Source organism: Chromobacterium sp., from assembly GCF_041912965.1.
GTDB classification, from domain to species: domain Bacteria; phylum Pseudomonadota; class Gammaproteobacteria; order Burkholderiales; family Chromobacteriaceae; genus Chromobacterium; species Chromobacterium aquaticum.
In genome coordinates, this window is the sequence record NZ_JAYSGF010000013.1 from 75,599 (window position 1) to 97,920 (window position 22,322).

The following is a 22,322-nucleotide window of genomic DNA, read 5'->3' on the forward strand; positions in this document are numbered from 1 at the left end:
GCTGAGTGAAGCCGGGATCAGAAAATCACCGGCACATTGGCCGGCTGGCCGTTGTCCGTGTTGCGCTGGGCATCCCCATCCGGAACGTGGAAGCAGTCCAGCCGCGGCTGGTTGCGATAGCGGGCGTTGGCCTGCTGCGGCGTGGGCGGCGGCTGGTCCAGGCCCACGGTCTGCATATCCAGCACATAGGCGCGGCCGGCCAGCGCGTGGTCCAGCCCACGCCGCACCGCGGCGCGCACCTCCTCCGGATGCGCCACCACTTCGCCCTCCATGCCGCCAAAGGCCTTGGCCAGGGCGACGAAGTCCGGTTTGGGCCGATGGATGCGCAGGTATTCCGGGTCCTGGGTGCGCGCCTGCCAGCCGTAGCCGGGCGCGTCGCCGTACATTGCCTCCACTTGCTGCAGCCCCATTTGCAGGGTGTGGTATTCGTGATTGTTGGTGATGATGTAGAGCACGCCCAGCTGACGGTGCTGCGCGGTCCACCAGGTTTGCGGGTAGAACAGCGAGGAGCCGTCGCCGGTGGCCGCCACCACGAAGCGGGTGTCTATGCCTTGGCAGCCTTGTTCTTCCAGCTTGATGCCCAGGGTGGCGGGCATGGACCAGCCCAAGGAGCCGCCGCCAACGCAGTAGTAACTGATCGGCGCGGCGGCCTCTTCGGTGAACGGCAGCAGATACTGGAACGGCGCCGGGTCCGACACCGCCTCATGCACGTAGACGAATTGCTTTTCCAGCCGGCGTTCGCTGATTTCCAGGCGCAGCGCGTCGGCGATCACCACCCCCCAGATTTCCGGCTGCCGCATCGCCTCGCGCAGATAGGCATCCCATTGCGAGCGCCGCGCTTCGGCCTTTTGCCGCAACAGCTCATTGCGTTGCCGCGCGGCCGCCGACGGCTGCTCGCCGATCTCCCGGTTCAGCAGCGGCAAAGTGGCCTTGATGTCGCCGAACAGCGCGCACTCGCCGTAGTAGTTCTTGCCGATGTCCCAGCTATTGTTGCTCAGGTAAACCTGACGCACCGAGGGCGGGATCAGCGGGCCGTCGCTGTACTTGAACACCGTGACCTGGGCCTGATTGCTGAAGCCGCACAAGAAGGCGACGTCATGGCCGGCGAAAACCTTCTGCAAGTCTTTCTGCCCGCCGGGCAGCTCGCCCTGCCAGTGGTAATCGCCGTTGGGAAAGTTGGCCAGGCTGCTGAAGGTTTGCAGCGACACCGGCGCGCCGATCAACTCCGCCAGCGCCTGCAATTCCGGCCAGGCTTCGGCGTAGCCGGCGGCGTCGCCCACCACGATCAGCGGGTTGGCCGCCTCGCGCAGCATGACGGCCGCCTGGCGGATGGCGGCGGCGTCGGCGAGGAAATGCGGGGAGATGCGGGTAATGCCCGGCAGGCGGTCGGCGTCGCCGATGCGACGCATGGTGAACTCCCAGGGAATGGCGACGAACACCGGCCCGTTGGGCGGCGCCATCGCCTCCTTGAAGGCGCGCTGCAGCACCATCGGCAGCTCTTGCTCGGTGCGCACCTCATGCGCCCACTTGGTGTATTGCCGCGCCAGGTCCACCAGATTGGAGGCCAGCAGCGGCTCCTGGGTGACCAGCTCGTTCTGCTGCTGACAGCACAGAATCACCAGCGGCGCCTGCGAACGCCAGGCGTTGAACAGGTTGCCGATGCCGTGGGCGATGCCCGGAGTGACATGCACCACCACCACGCCGGGCTTGCCGGTCATCCGCGCCGACCCCATCGCCGCGCCCATGGCGATGTTCTCGTGCAGGCACTCGATGTACTCCACCTGATTTTCCGGGTAGGAGGTGCCATCGATGATGGGTATTTCATTGGTGCCCGGCACACCGAAAATGCGGTGGATGCCCAACTGGCTCAATGCGTCGAACACATAGTCCCGGGCCCAGCGTTGCCGGCCGTTGCGCTGTTGACTATTCATACCGTCCCGCCCCTCTCCATAAGTTGCCGGTCTTATGTGAGTGGTAATCCAGGCGGGAGGAAATTCAATCCGGATAATTTCTGTGTCGAAAACACCAATGCGCTAGCCTGGAACGGCGGCCTTCGCCGCCGTTCCCTGCGCGGCAAGGCCCGCGCCGGCGCAGCAAAGCGTCGCCGCGCCATGCCCACCCCCATCCCAAAGGACAGCAAGATCCGCTATGGCCAGCCGCCGACATTGACTTTGCATGCCTGCCAAATTAAGGACTTTCCGCGTCAAGCCCTGAACAGGTAAGGGTTTCTACTAGGAGTCACGGCGGCGGATGCGCTCCGGCGCTTGTGCTAACATGGAGCGTTCCTGTCGCATCGGCCAGGCGCCACTCCGCCGTCCGCTGAACGGCGGCCTCGCCGCCCGCGCCACACATCAAAGGATAGAGCCGCCGGCCCTTGGCGGCGCCAAAATGATAACTAAGCCTCCGAAACTGACAACACAATGAACAAGACCAATACCGTTGACCATCTGCCGGTCTCGCAGCGCATCCGCAGCCGTCTGCAGCAAGCCGGCGCCCGTTTCCACGCCAACGACAATATCGCCGCCCATATCGAGGACGGCGAGCTGGATCTGCTTCAGGCGGAAGTGCAGGACAAGCTGAAAGCCGTGTTGGAAAGCCTGGTCATCGACACCGAGCACGACCACAACACCCAGGACACCGCCAAGCGGGTGGCCAAGATGTTCATCAAGGAAGTGTTCCGCGGCCGTTATGTGCAGATGCCGGCCAGCACCGAGTTTCCCAATGTGGAGCAGTTGAACGAGCTGATGATCGTCGGCCCCATCACCGTGCGCAGCGCCTGCTCCCACCATCTGTGCCCCATCATCGGCCGCGTCTGGGTGGGGGTGATGCCCAATGAGCATTCCAATCTGATCGGCCTGTCCAAGTACGCGCGGCTGATCGACTGGGTGATGACCCGGCCGCAAATCCAGGAGGAGGCGGTGTCGCAGATCGCCAACCTGCTGATGAAGAAGCTGCAGCCGGACGGCCTGGCCATCGTGATGGAAGCGGACCACTTCTGCATGCACTGGCGCGGGGTGAAGGACAGCAATAGCAAGATGACCAATAGCGTGATGCGCGGCTCCTTCCTCAGCGACGCCAATCTGCGCCGCGAATTCCTGTCCTTGATGCATAAATAAGGCCCTCGTCGCCGGCAAGACGGCGCACAACAACTAAGATGAAACGAGGCCGCGCCGGTCTGGCGCGGCCTCTTTGCATCCAAGGATGCGCTCACCGTCGCTTGCGCTGGCGCGAAACCAGGCCAACACCGCTGAAGAAATGGAATGCCGGTTCGAGGCATGAGCATTCCGCACGCCGTGCCCTCCAAGCCACGTTTCAGCCAGCGCGACGGATCGTGAACCGATTCTTAAGGGGAGAATCATGCTGGTACGTCTGACCTACTGCAGCCGCGCGCACAAATCCATAGACAGCGATCTGGTGGACGACATCATGATCGCCGCGCGCAAATACAATCCGGCCCAGGGCATCACCGGGGTGCTGTGCTACAGCAAGGACGTGTTCGTGCAGTCGCTGGAGGGCGGCCGCGCCGAGGTCAATCTGCTGTACCAGAAACTGGCGCACGATCCGCGCCACCACGCTCTGACGCTGCTGGACTACCAGGAAATCAGCCAGCGCCGCTTCGCCAACTGGAGCATGGCCGAGGTGATGATGGACAAGCTCAACACCTCCTTGCTGCTGCGCTACTCGGCCCAGCCGCGGCTGGATCCGTTCGAGCAGCCCGGCGCCAGCACCGCGCTATTGCTGGAGGCGCTGGCGGAGGCCGGCAGCACCCAGATCCGTCACTGAGCAGCGGTTACGCTCTGCTGCGCGTCGCTAGGCCGCGCCCGCCGCCTGCGCGCGCAGGCCCGCGCTCGAGGTCTGCAGCACGTAGGCAATGGCGATGCACAGCAGCGACAGGCCGGCGAGGACCAGCCAGAACTGGCTGGCGTGGCCGTGATTGGCCATCCAGCGGTAGATCGCGACCCCCATGCCTCCGCCCATCGATTCCCCCAGCGCGGTGCTGATGGACAGCACGCTGTAGCCGACCGCGCGGCTTTCCTTGCCGATCAGGGACAGCAGCAGCACATCCATACTGGGCGCGAACATCATCTCGGCGAAGGTGAACAGCAACACGAAGGCCAGCGCGCCGATATAGCCCGGCAGAATGAAGGGCATGATGAAAGCCAGCGCGAACGTGGCGTAAGAGGAGTGGACGATGCCCAGCGGCTTGCCGCCGCTCCAGCGGTGGGCGTAATGGGTGACCAGCAGTTGCAGCCCGATCACCAAGAGCGCGTTCAATGAATACAGCCAGCCCAGCTTGCCGGGCAACGCCAGCGTTTCCGAGACATAGAGCGCCAGCACATTGAAGAGCTGGCCGTACAGCAGCCAGCAAAAGAAGTTGATCAGCAAGAAGGGCGCGATGCCGGGCAGATAGAGCAGCTTCCAGTAAGCGAGAAAGGACGGCGCGCCGCCGCCGGGATGTTTCATGCCCAGCTGCTTGAAATTGAGGAAGGTCACGATGCCGGCGATGCAATAGGACACCGCGATGCCGATCAACACCAGCTGGTACTGCCCCTTGGCCACCAGGTACAGGGCCAGCGGCGCCGCCGCCGCCGCCGCGATATTGATGCCGATATAGGTGATGGAAAACAGCTTGGCGCGGTTCTCCATCATGTCGCTGGTCGCCGCGGCCAGTTGCTTGCTCGCCAGCGCGTTGATGGAGATGCCGGTGCCGGACAGGGTCAGCGCACAGGCGGTCAGATAAAAGTCCTTGGCGGCGCACAACAGGACAAAGCCGGCCGCAGCCATCACACAGCCTATCAGCACCGAGCTCGTCGCCGCCATCCGGTCCAGCCACGGCGCCAGCGGTATCTTCGCCGCCTTGGTCGTCAAGGTGAACAGGATGACGAGCATGGCGATCTGCTCGGCGCTGAACGCGGCCTTGCTGAGCGTGACCACCAGGGTGGAGACCAGGCCGTAGTAGCCCAGATAGGTCATGATGTAATGCGCGGTGATATACAGCACACTGCGCCGGACCGGATGCGAGTTCATGCTTGCCTGTCTTTATTTCGGATTAATCCAAGAAACGGTTTACGATCTGCCGCGCGCCGCCCCTGCCCGACAGCCGTGGGCAGGGACTGGCGTTCAGCCGAGGCCGCCGCTCTGCGCGGTCAGCGGCTCCCAGGCCACTTGCACCGCGTCGCGCGCCGCCTCGGCGTTGGCGACGGCCTGCTCTATCGTGTCGCCCACGCACAGCACATAACCCTGGCGGGAGTTGGACGATTTGAGCGTCTCATAACGCTGGCCGGCTTGCAGCTGACATTCCAGCCGGATCACGCCCGGCGCGCCCTGCGCCCGCTCGATGCCGCGCACGTCAAGGATTCTGGCGTTTTCATAGGAGAAGAAGCGGATGGCGGCGGCCTTGGCCACCGGCTTGCGCTCCGGACGCGGGATATCGGTGAGCACCGCCACGGTTTCGCCGGTGAGATTGACGCCGCTGACCATTTCACACATTTCCCAGATTTGGTCGCCGCCCACCCGGGTCTGCGATTCGATGATGCGGGGGCCGGACGGGGTCAGGCGGATCTCGGTGTGCGCGGGCCCGGTTTTCTGGCCGATGATGTCCAGGAAACGGCTAACCAGCTCCTTGACCGCAGCTTGCTGCGCCTCGTCCAGCCGCGCCGGCACCTGGTGGCCAAGCTCGATGAAACGCGGCAGCGCCGTGGTTTCCTTTTCGGTGATCATCGCGATCAGATGCTGGCCGTTGATGGAGAGGGATTCGACGCTGAATTCCGGACCGTGCAGGAATTCCTCGGCCAGGATGGGACCGTCCATCACCTCGCGGGAGCCGTTCCAGCGCGCTTCCAGGTCTTCCTCGGCGTCGACGAAGAACACGCCTTCGCTGAGGCCGCCGGCAAAAGGCTTCAGCACCATGCCCTCGCCCTCCAGCGAGCGGAAGAAACGCTTGGCGTCGTCCACGGTTTGGCATACCTGGTAGCGCACCGGGCTCAGGCCATGGCGGCCGAGCAGTTCGCGCATATCGATTTTGTCGCGGGTATGCAGCACCGCTTCCAGGTTGTCGCCCGGGATGCCGAGATCGATCGCGCATTGCGAGGCCGGGTGCAGGCCGTATTCTGTGAAGGACACCACCGCGTCGAACGGGTCCCTGGCGTGCCAGGCCCGCGCCAGCAGCAGCACCTCCTCCATGTCCTCGTAATCCATCACCGCATAGCGCGTGGCCGCGCGGTACTGCCTTTCGTTGACGCGCGCCAGCGTTTGCATCATCGAATAACGTATGCCCAGCTGATCCAGTTTATCGAGCGTGTGATCCAGTCCTCCGACGACCAGCACGTGCGCTTGCTTCATTTTCATCTCCCATGCAATATCCGCGGCCTGCGTGGCCGGCGCCGAATCAAGGGCGCAGTTTCGACAAATCGATGCCCATGCGCTTGGCCCAGACCCGATTGCGCATCATCACCACATTGAACAGTTCCGGATGGGTGAGCTTGACCTCTTCCGGATTGAGCGCCAGCGCCAGCAATTCCGCCATCCGCTGCCGGATGTGGGCTTGCAGATTGGCCTGGTCCAGGCACTTCCGTCCCAGGCCTATCGAATTGCTCAGCAATTTGATGCGGTGGAACCACAGCGCCGGCAGATACAGCACGTCGCCGGGCTGCAGCGTGCATTGCATCAGCCGGGTGGCCGGGTCCTCGGCCAGCGCGTGCAGGTCCGCGTCCCCCGCCGCCGTTTCCGCCAGGTTCGCGTCCGGACCCATGACGATCCAGTGCTTTTCGCCCACCAACTGCACATGCATGACATCGATGGTGTAGGAGTCCTGGTGCAGGCGGGTGACGCCGCCGCGCTGGCCCAGCCACAGCTGGTGGTTGGTGGAAATCACCTCGCCGTACAAGTCGCGGCGGAAGTCGTACTGGGCGATGTCCAACTCGGGCAGGTCCGCCGCCAGTTCCGGGCGGGAAGCCTTGTAATACCATTCCTGCAGATAGATGGGCTGGGTGTCCGGCCCTTCGTTGTTTTTCATCATCGCGACGAATTCGGCGAAGCTGGCCTGGGCGGAGCGCTGGCTGCTGTAGCTGTTCACCACCACCGGCGTGTCGCCGCAGCGCTGGGCCAAGTGCTCGAAGCTCCAGTCGCGCACCGCCGGCCAGTCGGCGGCGTAGCCTTCCAGAATCACCGGCCGCTGTTGATGGCGGTATTCCCGGTCGAAGGCCTCCTTGTTCAGGCCCTTGCGGCGCTCTATCAGCGGCGCCTGCCGCAAAACGTCGGCGACGGGACCGCTGGAGAACGCGTTTTCCACGGTATCGATGCTGGCGACATCGCGCCGTTTCAGGATATTCGCTTCAATCAGAATGGGAGCGTTTTGCATGACTTCCTCCAATAGACTCATTGGCGCGCGCGCGCCAGCAGGATGGTGTCCCGTATCGTCTTCAGCACTTGCGGCCGCAGCGTGTCCTGATGCGGCAGCCAGCGATGGATGAAATGCTCGCAGTCGTCCAGCCAGACGATGTGCTTGCTGCGGGCACTCCGGGCCGCCGCCAGATAACCGTCCAGCACCGCGGCCGGCACCACGTCATCTTTTCTGGCGCCTATGATCAGCAGATCGCCGTCGAAAGCGCTGATGCCGGCATAAGCAGGGGAATCCGCATAGGGACCCGGCCGGGCCAGGCTGCCGTCGAACCGGGACTCGACGGCATCGGCCGGATAGCAGGCCGGGCAGAACAGCACCAGGCAGGCCGGTTTCAGTATCGGCGCCAGCCAGGCGGCGAGATGGCCGCCCATGCTGGTGCCTATCAGGGTCAGCGGCTCGCGCTTGTCCAGATGCTCGGCCGCGGCCAGCACTTCGCCGTAGCGGCGCTGCAGGCAGGACTCCTCCATCACCCCGCTGCTGTCGCCGTTGCCGGAGAACTCGAAGCACACCGAACCCAGGCCGTGTTCGGCCAGGTGGTTCAGCACATAGCGTATGGTATGCCGGTTCGAGGTATGACCCAGTCCATGCAGGGTCAGTATGCTGCTGGCCGCGCCGGCTTCCGGCTGCACGCGGGTGGCGGCCAAGCGCTGCCCGTCGGCGTTGAAGGTGAAGTCTTCCGCTTTCATGTTCAAACCTCCCGGGAAGGTCGGACCTTCCTGTTCCGATTGCTGGTGACGATGGCTCAAGGCCTGGCCGCGGCGGCCAGTTCCGCGAAGCGCTCGTCGCGGACCCGCTCCCATTCCCGGCGCAGCACGCTGTAATAGATCACATCGCGGCGGCGGCCGCCGGGCATGAAGTTGAAGCTGCGCAGCACCCCTTCCTCCGCCGCGCCTATGCCGGCCAGGCCGGCGCGCGCGCCGGCGTTGAGGATGTCGGTCTTGAACTCCACCCGCTCGCATTCCAGCGTCTCGAACGCGTGCTTGAGCAGCTCGAACTTGACCGCGCGGTTGATGCCGGTGCGGCGCGCGTCCCGGCACAGCCAGGACCAGCCTATTTCCAGCCGCCGCTCGCCCTCGGCCAGATTGCCGTAGGCGGTGCTGCCGACGATGCGATCGGTCCGGCGGTCTATGATGGCGAACACGATGCGCGTGCCGTTGAGGGTGTCCTGTATCGCCTGCTCGATGAAGCGGCTCAGATCGTCCGGCGCCTGGATGCGGGCGACGAAGTATTCCCAGATCTCGGGCTCGAACACGATGCGCTCGAAGGCGGCGTAGTCGTCGATCCGGATCCGGCGCAAGCGCACGCGCTCGTTTTCCAGGGTAAGGTCCTTCAGGTTCCGCCAAGTCATTTCTCGCTCCTCGAATAAGTTTGGGCTGGGTCGCGTCTCAGAGTGTGTTTACGATCTGCGGCGATGCGGCGTTGAAAACGCCTTGTCTCGCTCTTGCCCGCTAGAGCATGAACAGACTCTCAGACTGAAGGCTGCGTGGCCCGGCCATCCCACATCAGCACCGCGTCGGCGGCAAACGCCGTCGGCGCGCGCGCGTGGCGCGCATAGATGTCCTCCAACTGCGCCGCGTAACGCTGGTGAATCAGCTTGCGCTTGGGCTTGAACTGGGAACTCAGCAAGCCGTTCTCCATCGAAAACGGCTCATCGGCGATCAGCGCCGCCAGGATGCGCTCCTCCGGAAACAGCCGTTGATTCATCGTCTCGATGTGCCGCCGCAGCGCATCGGCCTCCGCATCCGCCGCCGCAGCGGAAAGGATCGCCGTGACGAAGGGCTTGCCGGTGCCGTAGAGCACGCACTCCTGTACGCCCGGGTGCTGGCGCAGCCCCTCCTCTATCGCCCGCACCAGCACATTGCGGCCATTGGTCACCGTCACGATGTCGTCGACGCGGCCGTGGATGTAGAGGAAGCCGTCCTCGTCCAGGTGGCCGACATCCCAGGTCTTGACCTCGGCGCTGGGCAGAAAGCTCTTCTCGTTGATGCCGGGGTCGCACCAGGTATAGCGGCAATTGATCGGGTGACGGCTGGCCACGATCAGGATGCCGTCCTCGTCGAAGCGCACCGCCTTGTTCGGCAGCACCTTGCCCACGCTGCCCAGACGGAAGGCGCCCGGATGGTTTTTGGCGACGATGCAGGCTTCATTGCTGCCATAGCCTTCATACAGCGGCACCCCGGCCTCGTTGAAGAATTCCAGGACGGCGCGGCTGGCCGGCGCCGAGCCGGTCCACAGGTAGCGGACGCGGCCGCCGAGCGCGGCCTGGATCTGCGCGCCGCGCGCGGCGGGTTCGCTGTCGCCGTGGCGCTGCCGCAGCCGCGCGCGCAGCTCTTCGTAAAAGCCCGGCACCCCCATCACCACGGTGGGCGGGCTGGCCTGCGCCATGTCCAGCGCGCCGTCCAGATCGGACAGGGCGATATCGTGTCCAAACACCAGCGCCGAGTAGATCCAGTAACGCTGTTGCAGCAACACCAGGCGCAGGAACACCAGCAGATTGTCGCCGTCGCGGTGCGCGAACATCGCCTGCACCTCATTGATGGAGCTATTGGCGCTGGCGACGGTGGCTTCCAGGCCCTTGGGCGCGCCGGTGCTGCCCGAGGTGAACTTGATCGCGAAGATGTCGGCCGGATCATAAGCGGCGTGCAACGGACGCCAGGCCGCGTCCGCCTCGGCGTTGTCCGCCCAGGCGGCGATGTCGGCGATGTCGAAGCATGGACCTTGGCCGCTGAGGCCTTCGCCGAACAGCGCCTTCAGGCCGTAGATGTCGACGATCTGCCCGGGTTCGTAGCGGCCGGCCTCGAAGCCGGCGCTGACCCCGCCCAGTTTCAGGATGGCGAGATCCAGCAACACGAACTCGATACGGTTGCGGGACAGGATGCCCACCCGGTCGCGCGGCCGCACGCCCAACGCTTGCAGGCGCACGGCCACGCGCGCCGCCTTGCGGTCCAGTTCGGCCAGGGTCCAGCTCCGCAGCGCGCCGTCTTGCTGGAAACGGATCACATGCCGCTCATCGTCGCAGCGGCGCAGCGCTATCGTGTTGATCAGGTCAGCGTCTTCACGCGACGCACGCAGCAGGGCGTCGCTCATGGCCGCGCCTCCGCCGAACCGTCCTGCCGGCGCAGCGGCGTGAAGAACGCCTGCTCCGCCAAGGCCAGCAGCGTGCCAGCCGGCGTCAGTTCCACCGCTTCCGGCCAACGGTCTACGCGCTCCATGCCCAAGGCCTCGCCCAGGCGCTGAGCAAAGCGCGGCAGCAAGGGGCTGGCGGCCTGAGCCAATAGGCGGGCCGTGGCCAGTTCCAGCGCGATCGCGGTGCGGTATTCATCGCGCAACGCCGGATTCTGGCTGATACGCTGATTCGATTTGGCGAAACGCAGCGCGCCGGCCACCAGCCCGTCCAATTCTTCCACCACGCGGTTGAGGGCGAAGCCGTCGGCGCCGTAATGGGTTTTCAGGCTGGCCAGCCGCTGGTTCAGGCCGTCGAGATAGGCGGTGTGCAAGGCGGTCCAGCAACCGGCATCGGGCGCCCGCTGCCGGAACTCGCGCCGCAGGCGCTCGCCCAGGCCGGACAGCCAGGTCTGCCATTGACCCAGCAAGATTTCTTCCACGCAGTCATGGAAGTCGTCCAGCGTGAAATTGCTGCGCTCCTGCTCGCCGCGCGTGCGCGCCAGGTAGTAGCGCACCGCGTCGACGCTGTCCGGGTTCAGAATGTCCTTGCCCCACACCGCGTGCCGGCGGCTGGTGGAAAACTTCAGGCCGTCCAGCAGATAGAACTCGTTTTCGTTGTAATCGATGTCGCACCGCCAGTCCGGAAAGGCCATGCGGTACAAGGCCGGATACAGGATGGAGTGGTAATAGCTGTTGTCATAGCCGAAGAAGTGAACGATCTTCCAGTCCGGCTGCGGCTGGTCCGCCTTCCAGGGCTTGCCCAGCCGGCCGCCCAGCTCGGCGATGCCGTGCAGGAAGCCGTAAGCCATTTCCGGCCACACCCAGATCACCTGTTCGCCCTCGACCTCCTCCGCCGGCGGCACGCCCCATTGCGCCGGATGGGTGATGGGCACCCAGTAATCCTTGCGCGCCAGCACCCGCTCCGCCAGTTGCTGCAGCCGCGGCGACACCTTGCCCAGGAGCTGATGCTGCTCCACCGCGTCCTTGAAGGCGGACAGATTGATCATGTAGCGGCGGATGGCGCCGGTGACCGGCGTCGCGTCCGACAAGCGCGAACGCGGCGTGTCCAGGTCCACGCAATTGTTCGGCTCGCCGCACTCCTCGCAGATATTGCCGCCGCAGGGCGAGCCGCAGCTCGGGCACTTGGCGGAGACGTCCACCTCGTACAGATAGTCGCCGGTCTCGGCGTCGAACAGCGCAGCGTCGGAGCGCAATTGCGCGCCGCCGCGCACCAGGCGCGAGAAGAAATCGCGCAAGCCTTCCGCATAGCCCTCCGCGCGGGTGGTGACGGTGTATTGATCGAGATGGATGTCCATCAGATCCAGCGTGGACTTGATCGCCGCCGAGTAATGGCTGGCCACTTGTTGCGGACTGCTCTCTTCCTGGCGGGCGCGGCCCACCACATAGCTCTGGTAGTCGTCGCTGCCGGTCAGGTGGTAAGCCTCGTGACCGCTGGCGCGCAGGAAGCGCACATAGACGTCGGCGCCCAGATAGGGGCCGGACAGATGGCCCAGGTGCAAGTCGCCGTTGGGGGTGGGCGGCGTGGAGAACACGAATACCGGACGCTCCCGCAGCCGCGAGGCGCCATTGTCCTGCGCGGCGGCGTCGCGCTTGGCGGCGTCGCGCCAGTAGAAATCGCAGAAGCTCAGCGCTTGCTGGCCGACATTGCGCAGCACGTGTTTCTCGAAAGGTTTGAACAGCACCAGGCTTCCGGCGCGCACCGGCTGGGAATGACCATCGGCGTCGATCACGCCTTCCCCGCTCAGAATCAGGAAGGCTTCCAGCTCATCGTGCTTGTGCGGCTTGCTTTCCTGGCCCGGCGCGATGACGCCGTAGGCCAGCCGCACGTGTTCCTGCTCGCCCAGGCCGGCAATGGACGCCATATCGATACCGAAAGCGGGCGCCAGCTGCGCCTCCTGCAAGTCAATGATGTGCATGGTCTCAACTATCCTGTGGTAAGAGCGTGGTTGAGCAAGGCGAGCGCTTCCGCGGCGATGCCGGGCGCCAGCCGGTATCCGGAGCCATTGCCCGCTCCGGCAAACAGAATGCGTTGATGACGGCCGACGAATTGCACCAGCGGCTCCCGGCTTGGGCTGTAGGCATCGCAGAACACCCGACCGGAGCCCAGCTGCTGCGCCAGCGCCGGCGCGATGCCGCGCAGCGCCTCGCGGGCTTCGTCGATCTCGCGCGCCTCCACCCTGGCCTGCCGGCATCTGTCCGGCGTCACATCCCACTGCTGGCAGGTGTAGCTGAACAGCCAGTGTCCGCGCTGCGGCAGCGGCGCCAGGAAAGCGTCCTCGACAGGGAAAAACAGCGCATGCCCATGTTCCGGCGGGCGTTGCAGATGCAGGGCCACCACTTTCTTGACGCGGATATCGAGCGCGGCGGTCAGCTCGCGCCAACAGCCCTCATTCGCCCACGGTCCGGGACAGAGCACCACGGCGTCGGCGGCGAGGCTGCGGCCGCTGGACAGCAGCACGCTGACGCCGTCGACATGCTCGCGGATGGCTTCGACGCCGACGCCTTCCAGCAACTCGGCGCGCTCGCGCAAACGCCGCGCATACCATTGCGCCAGCCCCTGCACATCCATCGCGTGGCAGTCCGGCATCCGCCATACTTCCTGGCCATAGGGCAGCTCCGGCATCACCTGCCGCCTCTCCTCCGCCGACAAGGGCCGCAGGCCGGCGCAACGAGCGCGCACCTGCTCGGCGTCGGCCGCGCCGGCGGCGACGAAGAAGTCGAAGCCGTGCATGGGCAGCTGCGGATGACGCGCATGCAGCGTCTGGTAGTAATCCGCGCTCGCGCCGCTCAATCTGCGCACCCGCTCGGAGCGGCCCACCGGAAAATGCACGCCGGCGGAATACATCGACGCCCCGCCGCCGATCAAGCCCTGGTCCACCAGGCTGAGCCGCGCCCGCGGCTCGCATTCCAGCAGCCGTGCCGCCACGGTGCAGCCCAGGATGCCGCCGCCGATGATGACGATGCGGGGCCCGGTCATGCCCATTCCCTCCTCGGCTGGCGGCTGGTCGCGCGCGCCGCCGCCAGCGGTGCCCAGGACACGAAGGCGGCGTCCAGATGAGCGACGCGCGGCACATCCAGCATGCGCTGGATCACGATCTGGCTGCGCCACGCGGTCAGGCTGAGATTGGGATCGGCCAGGCCGCGCTGCTGGCGGATGCCGTTCAGGATGAACAGGCTGCGATTGCGCGGCAGTTTGCCCAGCGCCGCGTAATCGCGGTCGACGGCGATTTCCTCGCCCTCCAGCTCCAGACGCTCCCGCAGCGGCTGCAGGAAGGGCGTCGGCGCCGGCTTGAAACCGCTGGCCCAGATCACCACGTCGGCTGCCAGCGTCTCGGGCTTGTTGGCGCCCAGATGGCTGGCGGCGATGGACCAGCGCTCGCCGTCCTGAGTAATGGCGCGCACTTCGCGGAAGGGCAGCAGGCTGATTTCGATCGGGGCGCGCTCAATGAAGCGCAGCGAATAGATCTGCTGGTAGATGCTGCGCAGGGTGCACTCGGAAATGCCGTCGCTGCTGAGCAGATTGCGCTTGATGAATGCGCGGCGGAAGCCCTCGTCCTGCTCGTAAAAATAGTTGGAGTGCGTGGGCGTGTACAAATCGTTGGTGAAGGGGGAATCGTCGAGCGGGAAATAATTCTCCCGGCGCGACAACCAACTCAGCGCCGCCGGCGCCTGGCCGCCGCCACGGCGCAGCATCTCCAGCACCACTTCGGCGCCGGACTGCCCGCCGCCGATGACCAGCACGCGCTTGCCCGCGGTGACACCGGCCTTGGCGGCGAACTCATTGACGTGGAAATGCGTGCTGTCGTTGAGGCAGGCGCGCGCGAAGTCCGGCACATCCGGCACGATGCCGACGCCGACGACCACGTTGTCGCTCAGCACGCGCCGCTTCGTGGTTTGCACCACGAAGGCGCCGCCGTCGAAATCGACCTCCAGCACCCGCTCGCCAAAGCAGATATTGGCATTGTTCTCCGCCGCCCATTTCAAGTAATCGCGGAATTCAAGCCGCGAAACCTGATCGAAACGCGCGTTGAGAAACTGCAGCAATCTGCCATGTTGATGCAGATAGGACACAAAAGAGAATCGATTGGTGGGATCGGCCAGCGTGACCAAATCCTTGAACAAGGAAACCTGCAGCCCCGCGCCTGGAATCATCATGCCGTCATGCCAGGAGAACGCCGGTTTCTGCTCGAAGAAAATGCTCTTGATGTCATGCTGACCATGCAAGAGCGAGGCCACGCTGAGATTGGATGGCCCGCTGCCGATGCCGATGCAGTGATATTTCATGATGTATTGGCACTTGAAGTGTACTTGCAAGATAAAAGGAGCCGCGATGAACCGCGTATCGCAGCAGCGGAAAAGCCAACCGACACTCTCATTCGCAATGAACAGCAACCACAAAACCGCCAAAGCATCGCCGAGGCCGGGCCTGTGCCCGCGCCGGCATGAAATCCACCGCCCTGAGTCCGGCCAGTACTAAAGGACAGGCCGCATTCAGTTGCAAAAACGCCGCAGGCGGCGCCCCTTCGTCACACACTCAAGATTCAAGCGCCGGCCCTGCCCGCTTCGCCGGCGGCGCCAGGCTGGCGGCAGCGCCGAAAACCCGGTTCCACCATGGTTTTCATGCTGCGCCAAACCAGCTGTAGCTATTGATATATTCCAATGTCATTCAAGCTATCATGTGATTTTTATCATGTCAAATGACATTAAAAATCAAAAATAGTTGATCTTAGACAAACTGATGCCAGCAATCAGGACAGTTAATGGCAGAAGGCAAGGTGTCTGCATGACGCCAATGAGGCAAGCGCCTGGACGGCGCCCAGGGCGGAAAATGCGAAACAGGCCGGGAATCCCGGCCTGTGTTGCTAGAGCACCTGACTTGTAATCAGGCAGTCGCGATACTGGCTCAAGCCAGCTGGAAGGGGTACACCGAACCCAGGCCCAGGATGCCGCTCAACTCGTCCAGCGCGGTGCGGCTTTCGATCAGCAGCTGCGGATCGGCCAGGTCTTCGCTGCTCAGGCGGTCGCGATAATGGCGATCCACCCAGCCGTTGAGCGTGGCGAACAGCGCGTCGCTCATCAGCACCTTGGGGTTGACCGCGGCGATTTCCGCCGCCGACAGCGCCACGCGCAGCCGCAGGCAGGCGGGACCGCCGCCGTTCTGCATGCTTTGCTTGAGATCGAACACCTTGACCTCGTCGATGGGACCGCCGCTGGCGGCCAGCTTGCCAAGGTAGGCCCAGACGCGCGGCTGATTGCGGCACTCTTCCGGCACCACGATGATCATCTTGCCGTCCGGCTTGGACAGTAGCTGGCTGTTGAACAGATAGCTCTTCACCGCCTCCTCGACGCTGACCTCCGCCGCCGGCACCTCCACCGAGACGAAGCGGCCGCCTGCGGCTGCCAGCTTGGCGCTCAGCTCGGCCAGTACCTTGTGCTGGTCGACAAAGGATTTCTCGTGATGGAACAGCACTTGGCGGTTACCCACCGAGATCACGTCGTTGTGGAACACGCCGGCGTCTATGGTGTCCGGGTCCTGCTGCGCGTAAACCACGCGCTCCGCGCTCAGGCCGTGCAGCCGCGCCACCGCCTGGCAGGCTTCCAGGGTCTGGCGCGCCGGGAACTTGGCCGGCTTGGGATAGCGCGCGTCGAAAGCCGCCGCGCCGAACACGAAGAACTCCACCCCCGCGCCGTCGTACTCGGCGCAGAAACGGGTGTGGTTAGCCGCGCCCTCGTCGCCGAAGTGCATCTGCGCCGGCAGCGCCGGATGCACGGCGAAGCGGGACTCGTCGGCGAACATCGCCCGCAGCAGCCGGCCCGTGGTCGGATGCTCGATCGAACGGTGGAATTTATTGTTCAGATTGGCCGGGGTGAAATGCACGCGGCCGTCGGCGGTGTCGCCGGACGGGCTGACGGTGGCGGCGTTGGCGGTCCACATGCAGGAGGCCGAGCTGGCCGCGGCCAGGATGGCCGGCGCTTCCTTGGCTGCGCGCGCCACCACCTCGGCGTCGCTGCCGCCAAAGCCCAGCAGACGCAGGCTGGCCACGTCCGGACGCTCGTGCGGGGCCAGCACGCCCTGCTTGAAGCCCAGATCATGCAAGGCCTTCATCTTGGCCAGGCCCTGCTTGGCGGCCAGCTTGGGGTTGGACGCGGCGCTGACATTGCTGGTGGACGCCACATTGCCGAAGGACAGGCCGCTGTAATTGTGCGTCGGGCCGACCAAGCCGTCGAAATTCACTTCATAGGCGTTCATTTGGAGAATGCTCCCTTGCCTCAATCCATCTGAATGGCGGGACGGCCATCTGGCCCCTTCTCGCCACCTAACTCTTTTGCGTTGACTACACGCCCCCTCTCCCCCGCCCCTCTCCCACGAGGGGAGAGGGGAGAAAACCGCACCGCCCGCGCTTACTGCACGAATGAACTGGCGTCGCACTCAGCCTTCAGTCCCTCCCCCCTTGCGGGAGAGGGGTTGGGGAGAGGGGGTGCTCTTAAAAAACCATGCCGGGAGACAGCTGCGCCGGCACGGTCAGGCTGTCGCATTCCAGCGAGGCCACCGGGTAGGCGCAGTAGTCGGCGGCGTAATAGGCGCTGGCGCGATGGTTGCCGGAGGCGCCGACGCCGCCGAAGGGCGCGGCGCTGGACGCGCCGGTCAGCGGCTTGTTCCAGTTCACCACGCCGGCGCGGCTTTCCAGCAGATAGCGTTCGTACAACGTGCGCTCGTCGGACAGCACGCCGCCGGCCAGACCGAAGCGGGTGTCGTTGGCGATGGCGATGGCCTGGTCGAAATCGGCGTAGCGTATCACTTGCAGCAGCGGGCCGAAGTATTCCTCGTCCGGCCGCGCGGCGGCGGTGGTGTCGATGATGCCCGGGCTCAACAGCGCCGCGTCCGGCGTCAAGCGGCGCATTTCCAGCAGCGCCTTGCCGCCGGCCGCCAGCATCGCGGCCTGGGCTTGCAGCAACGCCTCGGCGGCGGCGCTGGAAATCACCGCGCCCATGAAGGGCGCCGGCTCGGCGTCGTATTTGCCGACGCGCAGCTTGGCCGTCACCTCCACCAGCCGCGCCAGCAGCGCGTCGCCCCAGGCGCCCTGCGGCAGCAGCAGCCGGCGCGCGCAGGTGCAGCGCTGGCCGGCGGAGACGAAGGCGGACTGGACGATGTGGTGGACGGCGGCGTCGATGTCCTGGACGCCTTCCACGATCAGCGGGTTGTTGCCGCCCATTTCCAGCGCCAGGATCTTGTCTGGATGGCCGGCGAAGTTCTTGTGCAGCAGCGCGCCGGTGGCGGAGCTGCCGGTGAAGAACAGGCCGTCGATGCCGGCGTGGCCGGCCAGCGCCGCGCCAGTATCGCGCGCGCCTTGCAGCAGCGCGATCACGCCGGCCGGCAGGCCGGCTTCGGCCCACAAGCGCACGGTTTCCTGCGCCGTCCACGGCGTCAGTTCGGACGGTTTGAAGATCACCGCGTTGCCGGCCAAGAGCGCCGGCACGATGTGGCCGTTGGGCAGGTGGCCGGGGAAGTTGTAGGGGCCGAACACCGCCACCACGCCGTGCGGCTTGTGGCGCAACACCGCCTGGGCGTCGCCCATGGCGGCGGCGCGCTCACCGGTGCGCTCGTGATAGGACTTCAGCGAGATGTCCACCTTGTTGACCATGGTGGTGACTTCGGTCTGCGCCTCCCACAGCGGCTTGCCGGTTTCCTGGGCGATCACGCGGGCCAGCGCGTCCTTGTTGGCGCTCAAGAGTTCGCCGAAGCGCTTGGCCACCGCCACGCGCGCGTCCAGCGGCGTGCGCGCCCAGTGCTTGAACGCGGCGCGGCCGGCGGCCACGGCGGCGTCCACCTGGGCGGCGTCGGCGGCGCGGCCCTGCCACAGCGGGCTATTGTCGGCCGGATTGGTTTTGCTCAGCGCCGCGCCGGCGCCTTCCTGCCATTGTCCATTGATGAATAAGCTGCTCACTATGCATTCTCCTTGGGGTAGAGCGCGACGCAGCGCAGATGGCCGCCCTCTTCCACGTTCAGCGCCTGCGCCTGTTCCGGCGTCAGCAGGATTTCATGGGTGGGCGCCAGCGTCTCGGCCAGGATGGCGCGGAAGCCGGCCAGCGAGTCGTTGGATACCAGGTAGAAGTTTTTGTCGCCTTCCGGCAGCGGGTCCGCCAGCCGCGCCACGACCGCCGCGCTTTCCTTCACCGCGCGGATTTCGCTGGTATAGGTCTGCACCGTCGGACCGGCGTCGAAGATGTCGACATAGCCCTCGTAGCGGAAGCCTTCGGACTCCAGCATCGCCACCGCCGGGCGGGTGTTTTCATGAGTCTGGCCGATCACCGCCTGCGCCTCCGGCGGCAGGAAATCGATATAGACCGGGTGCTTGGGCATCAGCTCGGCGACGAAGGCCTTCTGACCGACGCCGGTCAGGTAATCGGCGTGGGCGAAGTCTATGGAGAAGAAGTGGCGGCCCAGACCTTCCCAGAACGGCGAGCGGCCTTCTTCGTCGGACACGCCGCGCATCTCGGCCACCACCAGCTTGCCGAACAGCTGCGGGAACTGCGCCAGGAACAGGAAGCGGCTCTTGGACAACAGGCCTCCGTTGCGGTTGGCGCGGTAGTCCGGGTGCAGGAACAGCGTGCACAGCTCGGAATAGCCGGTGTGGTCGTTGGACAGGAACAAGGTGTCGTGACGCGAATAGACGCCCAGTTCCTCCGAGGCGTGGACGATGGTGCCGACGCGGTAGTTGTACCACGGCTCCTTCAGACCCACCGCGGCTTCCAGCGCGCAAATGCCGGCGATGGCGCCGCTGGCGCCGTCTTCCATCACGAAGACATAGCCTTGGTCGGCCTTGTCCAGCTCGCCGGCGAAAGACAGCACCGAGCGAGCGATGCGGCGCGACAGCCGCTCTTCGTTGACCGGCAGCGAGGTCAGGCCGACGCCGGCGCTGCGCGCCAGATTCATCAGGCCGTCCAGGTCCTTGTGGGCTACGGGGCGGATGAACATCATGCTGCGGACTCCTTCTGCTGCAAACCAACCACTTGAACCTGGCCGCCGCTGGCGAGACCCAGCGCGCGGGCGGCGTCGGGATTGATGAAGGCGACGCCGTCCACCACCGCCACGCGGCACACCGCGGCGGCGAATTCGCTGGATTCCAGATTGCTCAACAACTGCGGCTGCGCCTGCTCCGGCAGGCTGGCCAACACTTCCACCGGGTAGCAGCGGCTGTTTTCCAGCGTTTTCAGCCGGTCCACCTCGGCGGTGAGCACCGCGCCGCCGTCGAAGATGTCGATATAGTTGTCGGCTTCGAAACCCTCGTTGCACAGCAACTGGCAAGAGCGCTCGAAGCTGGCGTGGATCTGGCCGATCGCGTGCTGCGCCTCGTCCGGCAGCAGCGGCACATAGATCGGGTAGCTGGGCATCAGTTCGGCGATGAAGGTCTTGCTGTGGCTGACGAAGGCCTGTTCCACCTGCAGGAAATCCATATTGAAGAAACGGCGGCCGATGGCGTTCCAGAACGGTGATTGGCCGGCGTCGTCGTGAATGCCCTGCATCTCCGCGATCACGCGGCGGCCGAAGCGCTCGCGTTTGCTGGCGATGAACAGCAGCCGCGCGCGCGACAGCAGCTCGGCGGCCTGTGGTTCCAGGTGGCCGTCCACGTAGAAGCCGCACAGCTGCACCATGCCGGTCAGGTCGTGGCACATATTCAGCACATGCACGCGGTTGTTGACCTTCAGCGCGCGCGAGGCGTGCACGAAGATTTCGCTGCGGTAGCTGTAGAAGGGCTCGTCGAAGCCGGCGGAAGCATTGATGGACGCGGTGCCCAGCACCTGGCCGTCTTCCTCCAGCACGAACATATAGTATTCGCAGCCGGAATCGCCGATGGCTTCATGCTCGAAGGCGGACACGGACTGCTGGATGCGCTCGAACAGCTTTTCCCGGTTATTGGGCAAGCTGGTGACGCCGATGCCGCTGGCCACCGCCATGCGTTCGATGGCGGGCAGATCGGAGGTGCGGACGGGACGCACGGTAAGCATGGGACATCTCCCCTATCGCTGAAATCCGGCCGGGCCGCGGCGGGACCGCGGCGCAGCAATACCCGCGTGCCTGCCTGCGGCAGGAACGTGGGCGGATAACGGTATTGTGTCTTGGAGCACGGACGGCCGACGGCCGCCCGGAATCAGTGCCGCGGCCCTTATTGAGCGGAGGTCAGTTCGGCGATGGCCGCGTCGAAACGCGCCAGGCCTTCGTCGATGTCCTTATCCTCGATCACCAGCGACGGCGCCAGGCGCACCACGCTCAAACCGGCCACCAGCAACATCAGGCCCTGCTTTTCAGCGGCTTTCAGGAACTCCTTGGCGCGGCCGGCGTAAGCGTCGGTCAGCACGCAGCCCAGCAGCAGGCCCATGCCGCGCACGGTCTTGAACACCTGGTATTTGGCGTTGATCGCGTTCAGGCCGTCGACGAAGCGCTGGTGCTTGGCGCGCACGCCGTCCAGCACCGCCGGTTCGTTGACCAGTTCCAGCACCTTGTGCGCCACCGCGCAGGCCAGCGGGTTGCCGCCGTAGGTGGAGCCATGGGTGCCGATGCCGAAGCTCTTGGCCACTTTCTCGGTGGTCAGCATCGCGCCGATCGGGAAACCGCCGCCTATGCCCTTGGCGGAGCTGAGGATGTCCGGGGTCACGCCGTATTCCTGATAGGCGAACAGCGAGCCGGTGCGGCCGACGCCGCTTTGCACTTCATCGAACACCAACAACGCATTGTGCTGGTCGCACAACTGGCGCGCGGCTTCCAGGAAGGCCTTGTCGGCCGGCATCACGCCGCCCTCGCCCTGGATGGGTTCGATCACCACCGCACAGGTCTGGTCGGAGATGGCCGCTTTCAGCGATGCGATGTCGTTGTAGTCGAAGTGGGCGATGCCGCCCGGCACCGGGCCGAAGCCTTCGGTGTACTTGGGCTGACCGCCGACGCTGACGGTGAACAGGGTGCGGCCGTGGAAGGAGTTCTTGCAGGCCAGGATCTGGTTCTTTTCCGGGCCGAAGTGATCGGAGCCGTATTTGCGCGCCAGCTTGAACGCGGCTTCATTGGCTTCCGCGCCGGAGTTGCAGAAGAACACGCGCTCGGCGAAGGTGGTCTCGGTCAGCAGCTTGCCCAGCTTCAAGGCCGGCTCGTTGGTGAACACATTGGACACGTGCCACAGCTTGGAAGCCTGCTCGGTCAAGGCCGCCACCAGCTGCGGGTGGCAATGGCCCAGCGAATTGACGGCGATGCCGCCGGCGAAATCGATGAATTCGCGGCCGCTCTGGTCCCATACGCGGGAACCCAGGCCCTTGACCGGGATGAAGCCGGCCGGGCCGTAATTGGGGACCATGACCTGGTCGAAATCGGCGCGCGTTACAGTATTGCTCATCTTGATGGTTCCCTTCCTGCTCTATCGTTGTTTCTTATCCGTCTCATAAAATCCAGGACCAGTCGTGATGCCGGCTTTATCGACGATTTCATGAAGTTTCAATGATTCTAAGGTAAGCCCGTCGCAAATCCATATCCGGTTTGCGACACCGGCGTATACATTCCTTGATACAGCGCAATAAATTTTGTCAGACAACATCCATTACAGCCGCCAGCTGTGCCCAAACCGGCTGTAAGCGCCGCCCTCCGGCGCGCTTCGAGATCAGCAAGATAGATCAATATTATTGTCCTATCAACGTCGAAACCGCGATCCGCGATGAAAAACGCCCGGGCTAGCGGCCCGGGCGTCCTTGC

At 64.9% G+C, this 22,322-nt stretch carries 17 protein-coding genes; 2 read left to right on the forward strand and 15 right to left on the reverse strand.

Annotated elements, in window-relative coordinates; genetic code table 11:
* Positions 1 to 17: 17 nt before the first annotated feature.
* The gene (locus tag ACE3QM_RS09395; protein WP_374421517.1) at positions 18 to 1,931 is read right to left on the reverse strand and encodes a thiamine pyrophosphate-binding protein; all 1,914 of its coding nucleotides are present in this window, start codon (positions 1,929 to 1,931) and stop codon (positions 18 to 20) included.
* Between the two features lie 489 nt (positions 1,932 to 2,420).
* Between ACE3QM_RS09395 and folE the strand changes: the two genes are divergently transcribed.
* Together folE and ACE3QM_RS09405 are read left to right on the forward strand one after the other, a co-directional pair.
* Positions 2,421 to 3,116, forward strand: a complete 696-nt coding sequence (folE, locus tag ACE3QM_RS09400; protein WP_048409138.1) for a GTP cyclohydrolase I — start codon at positions 2,421 to 2,423, stop codon at positions 3,114 to 3,116.
* Positions 3,117 to 3,357: 241 nt separating this feature from the next.
* A complete protein-coding gene (locus ACE3QM_RS09405; RefSeq protein WP_231464111.1) occupies positions 3,358 to 3,783 on the forward strand; it encodes a BLUF domain-containing protein in 426 nt (141 codons plus the stop codon).
* Positions 3,784 to 3,810: 27 nt separating this feature from the next.
* On the opposite strand, the gene ACE3QM_RS09410 is transcribed toward ACE3QM_RS09405, so the two are convergent.
* The 14 genes from ACE3QM_RS09410 to ACE3QM_RS09475 form a co-directional block, all read right to left on the reverse strand.
* Positions 3,811 to 5,028, reverse strand: a complete 1,218-nt coding sequence (locus tag ACE3QM_RS09410; RefSeq protein ID WP_053074305.1) for an MFS transporter — start codon at positions 5,026 to 5,028, stop codon at positions 3,811 to 3,813.
* Positions 5,029 to 5,121: 93 nt separating this feature from the next.
* Positions 5,122 to 6,342, reverse strand: a complete 1,221-nt coding sequence (locus ACE3QM_RS09415; protein ID WP_374421518.1) for an ATP-grasp domain-containing protein — start codon at positions 6,340 to 6,342, stop codon at positions 5,122 to 5,124.
* A 46-nt stretch (positions 6,343 to 6,388) separates the two neighbouring features.
* Positions 6,389 to 7,360 carry a cupin-like domain-containing protein gene (locus ACE3QM_RS09420; RefSeq protein WP_374421519.1) on the reverse strand — a complete coding sequence of 324 codons (972 nt, stop codon included), beginning with the start codon at positions 7,358 to 7,360 and terminating at the stop codon, positions 6,389 to 6,391.
* Positions 7,361 to 7,377: 17 nt separating this feature from the next.
* Complete coding sequence (locus tag ACE3QM_RS09425; protein ID WP_231464117.1) at positions 7,378 to 8,088, reverse strand: alpha/beta hydrolase; 711 nt, start codon at positions 8,086 to 8,088, stop codon at positions 7,378 to 7,380.
* A 56-nt stretch (positions 8,089 to 8,144) separates the two neighbouring features.
* On the reverse strand, positions 8,145 to 8,750 hold the full coding sequence (locus ACE3QM_RS09430) for a GNAT family N-acetyltransferase (RefSeq protein WP_374421520.1): 606 nt from the start codon (positions 8,748 to 8,750) through the stop codon (positions 8,145 to 8,147).
* Positions 8,751 to 8,869: 119 nt separating this feature from the next.
* Positions 8,870 to 10,489: an AMP-binding protein gene (locus tag ACE3QM_RS09435; protein WP_374421521.1), complete on the reverse strand. Its 1,620-nt coding sequence runs from the start codon at positions 10,487 to 10,489 to the stop codon at positions 8,870 to 8,872.
* A complete protein-coding gene (locus ACE3QM_RS09440) occupies positions 10,486 to 12,504 on the reverse strand; it encodes a class I tRNA ligase family protein (protein WP_374421522.1) in 2,019 nt (672 codons plus the stop codon). The genes ACE3QM_RS09435 and ACE3QM_RS09440 overlap by 4 nt, the downstream gene beginning before the upstream one ends.
* 8 nt (positions 12,505 to 12,512) lie before the next feature.
* Positions 12,513 to 13,565 carry an NAD(P)/FAD-dependent oxidoreductase gene (locus ACE3QM_RS09445; protein WP_374421523.1) on the reverse strand — a complete coding sequence of 351 codons (1,053 nt, stop codon included), beginning with the start codon at positions 13,563 to 13,565 and terminating at the stop codon, positions 12,513 to 12,515.
* A complete protein-coding gene (locus ACE3QM_RS09450; RefSeq protein ID WP_374421524.1) occupies positions 13,562 to 14,872 on the reverse strand; it encodes a lysine N(6)-hydroxylase/L-ornithine N(5)-oxygenase family protein in 1,311 nt (436 codons plus the stop codon). Before ACE3QM_RS09450 ends, ACE3QM_RS09445 begins: the two co-directional genes overlap by 4 nt.
* Before the next feature lie 619 nt (positions 14,873 to 15,491).
* Positions 15,492 to 16,838 carry an N-succinylarginine dihydrolase gene (astB, locus tag ACE3QM_RS09455; protein ID WP_374421525.1) on the reverse strand — a complete coding sequence of 449 codons (1,347 nt, stop codon included), beginning with the start codon at positions 16,836 to 16,838 and terminating at the stop codon, positions 15,492 to 15,494.
* A 235-nt stretch (positions 16,839 to 17,073) separates the two neighbouring features.
* On the reverse strand, positions 17,074 to 18,534 hold the full coding sequence (gene astD / locus ACE3QM_RS09460; RefSeq protein ID WP_374421526.1) for a succinylglutamate-semialdehyde dehydrogenase: 1,461 nt from the start codon (positions 18,532 to 18,534) through the stop codon (positions 17,074 to 17,076).
* Entirely contained in the window at positions 18,534 to 19,568 is a 1,035-nt protein-coding gene (astA, locus tag ACE3QM_RS09465; protein ID WP_048409129.1) for an arginine N-succinyltransferase, read from the reverse strand. Before astA ends, astD begins: the two co-directional genes overlap by 1 nt.
* The gene (gene aruF, locus ACE3QM_RS09470) at positions 19,565 to 20,596 is read right to left on the reverse strand and encodes an arginine/ornithine succinyltransferase subunit alpha (RefSeq protein ID WP_231463359.1); all 1,032 of its coding nucleotides are present in this window, start codon (positions 20,594 to 20,596) and stop codon (positions 19,565 to 19,567) included. Before aruF ends, astA begins: the two co-directional genes overlap by 4 nt.
* Positions 20,597 to 20,754: 158 nt before the next feature.
* A complete protein-coding gene (locus ACE3QM_RS09475) occupies positions 20,755 to 21,969 on the reverse strand; it encodes an aspartate aminotransferase family protein (RefSeq protein WP_374421527.1) in 1,215 nt (404 codons plus the stop codon).
* Positions 21,970 to 22,322 lie beyond the last annotated feature (353 nt).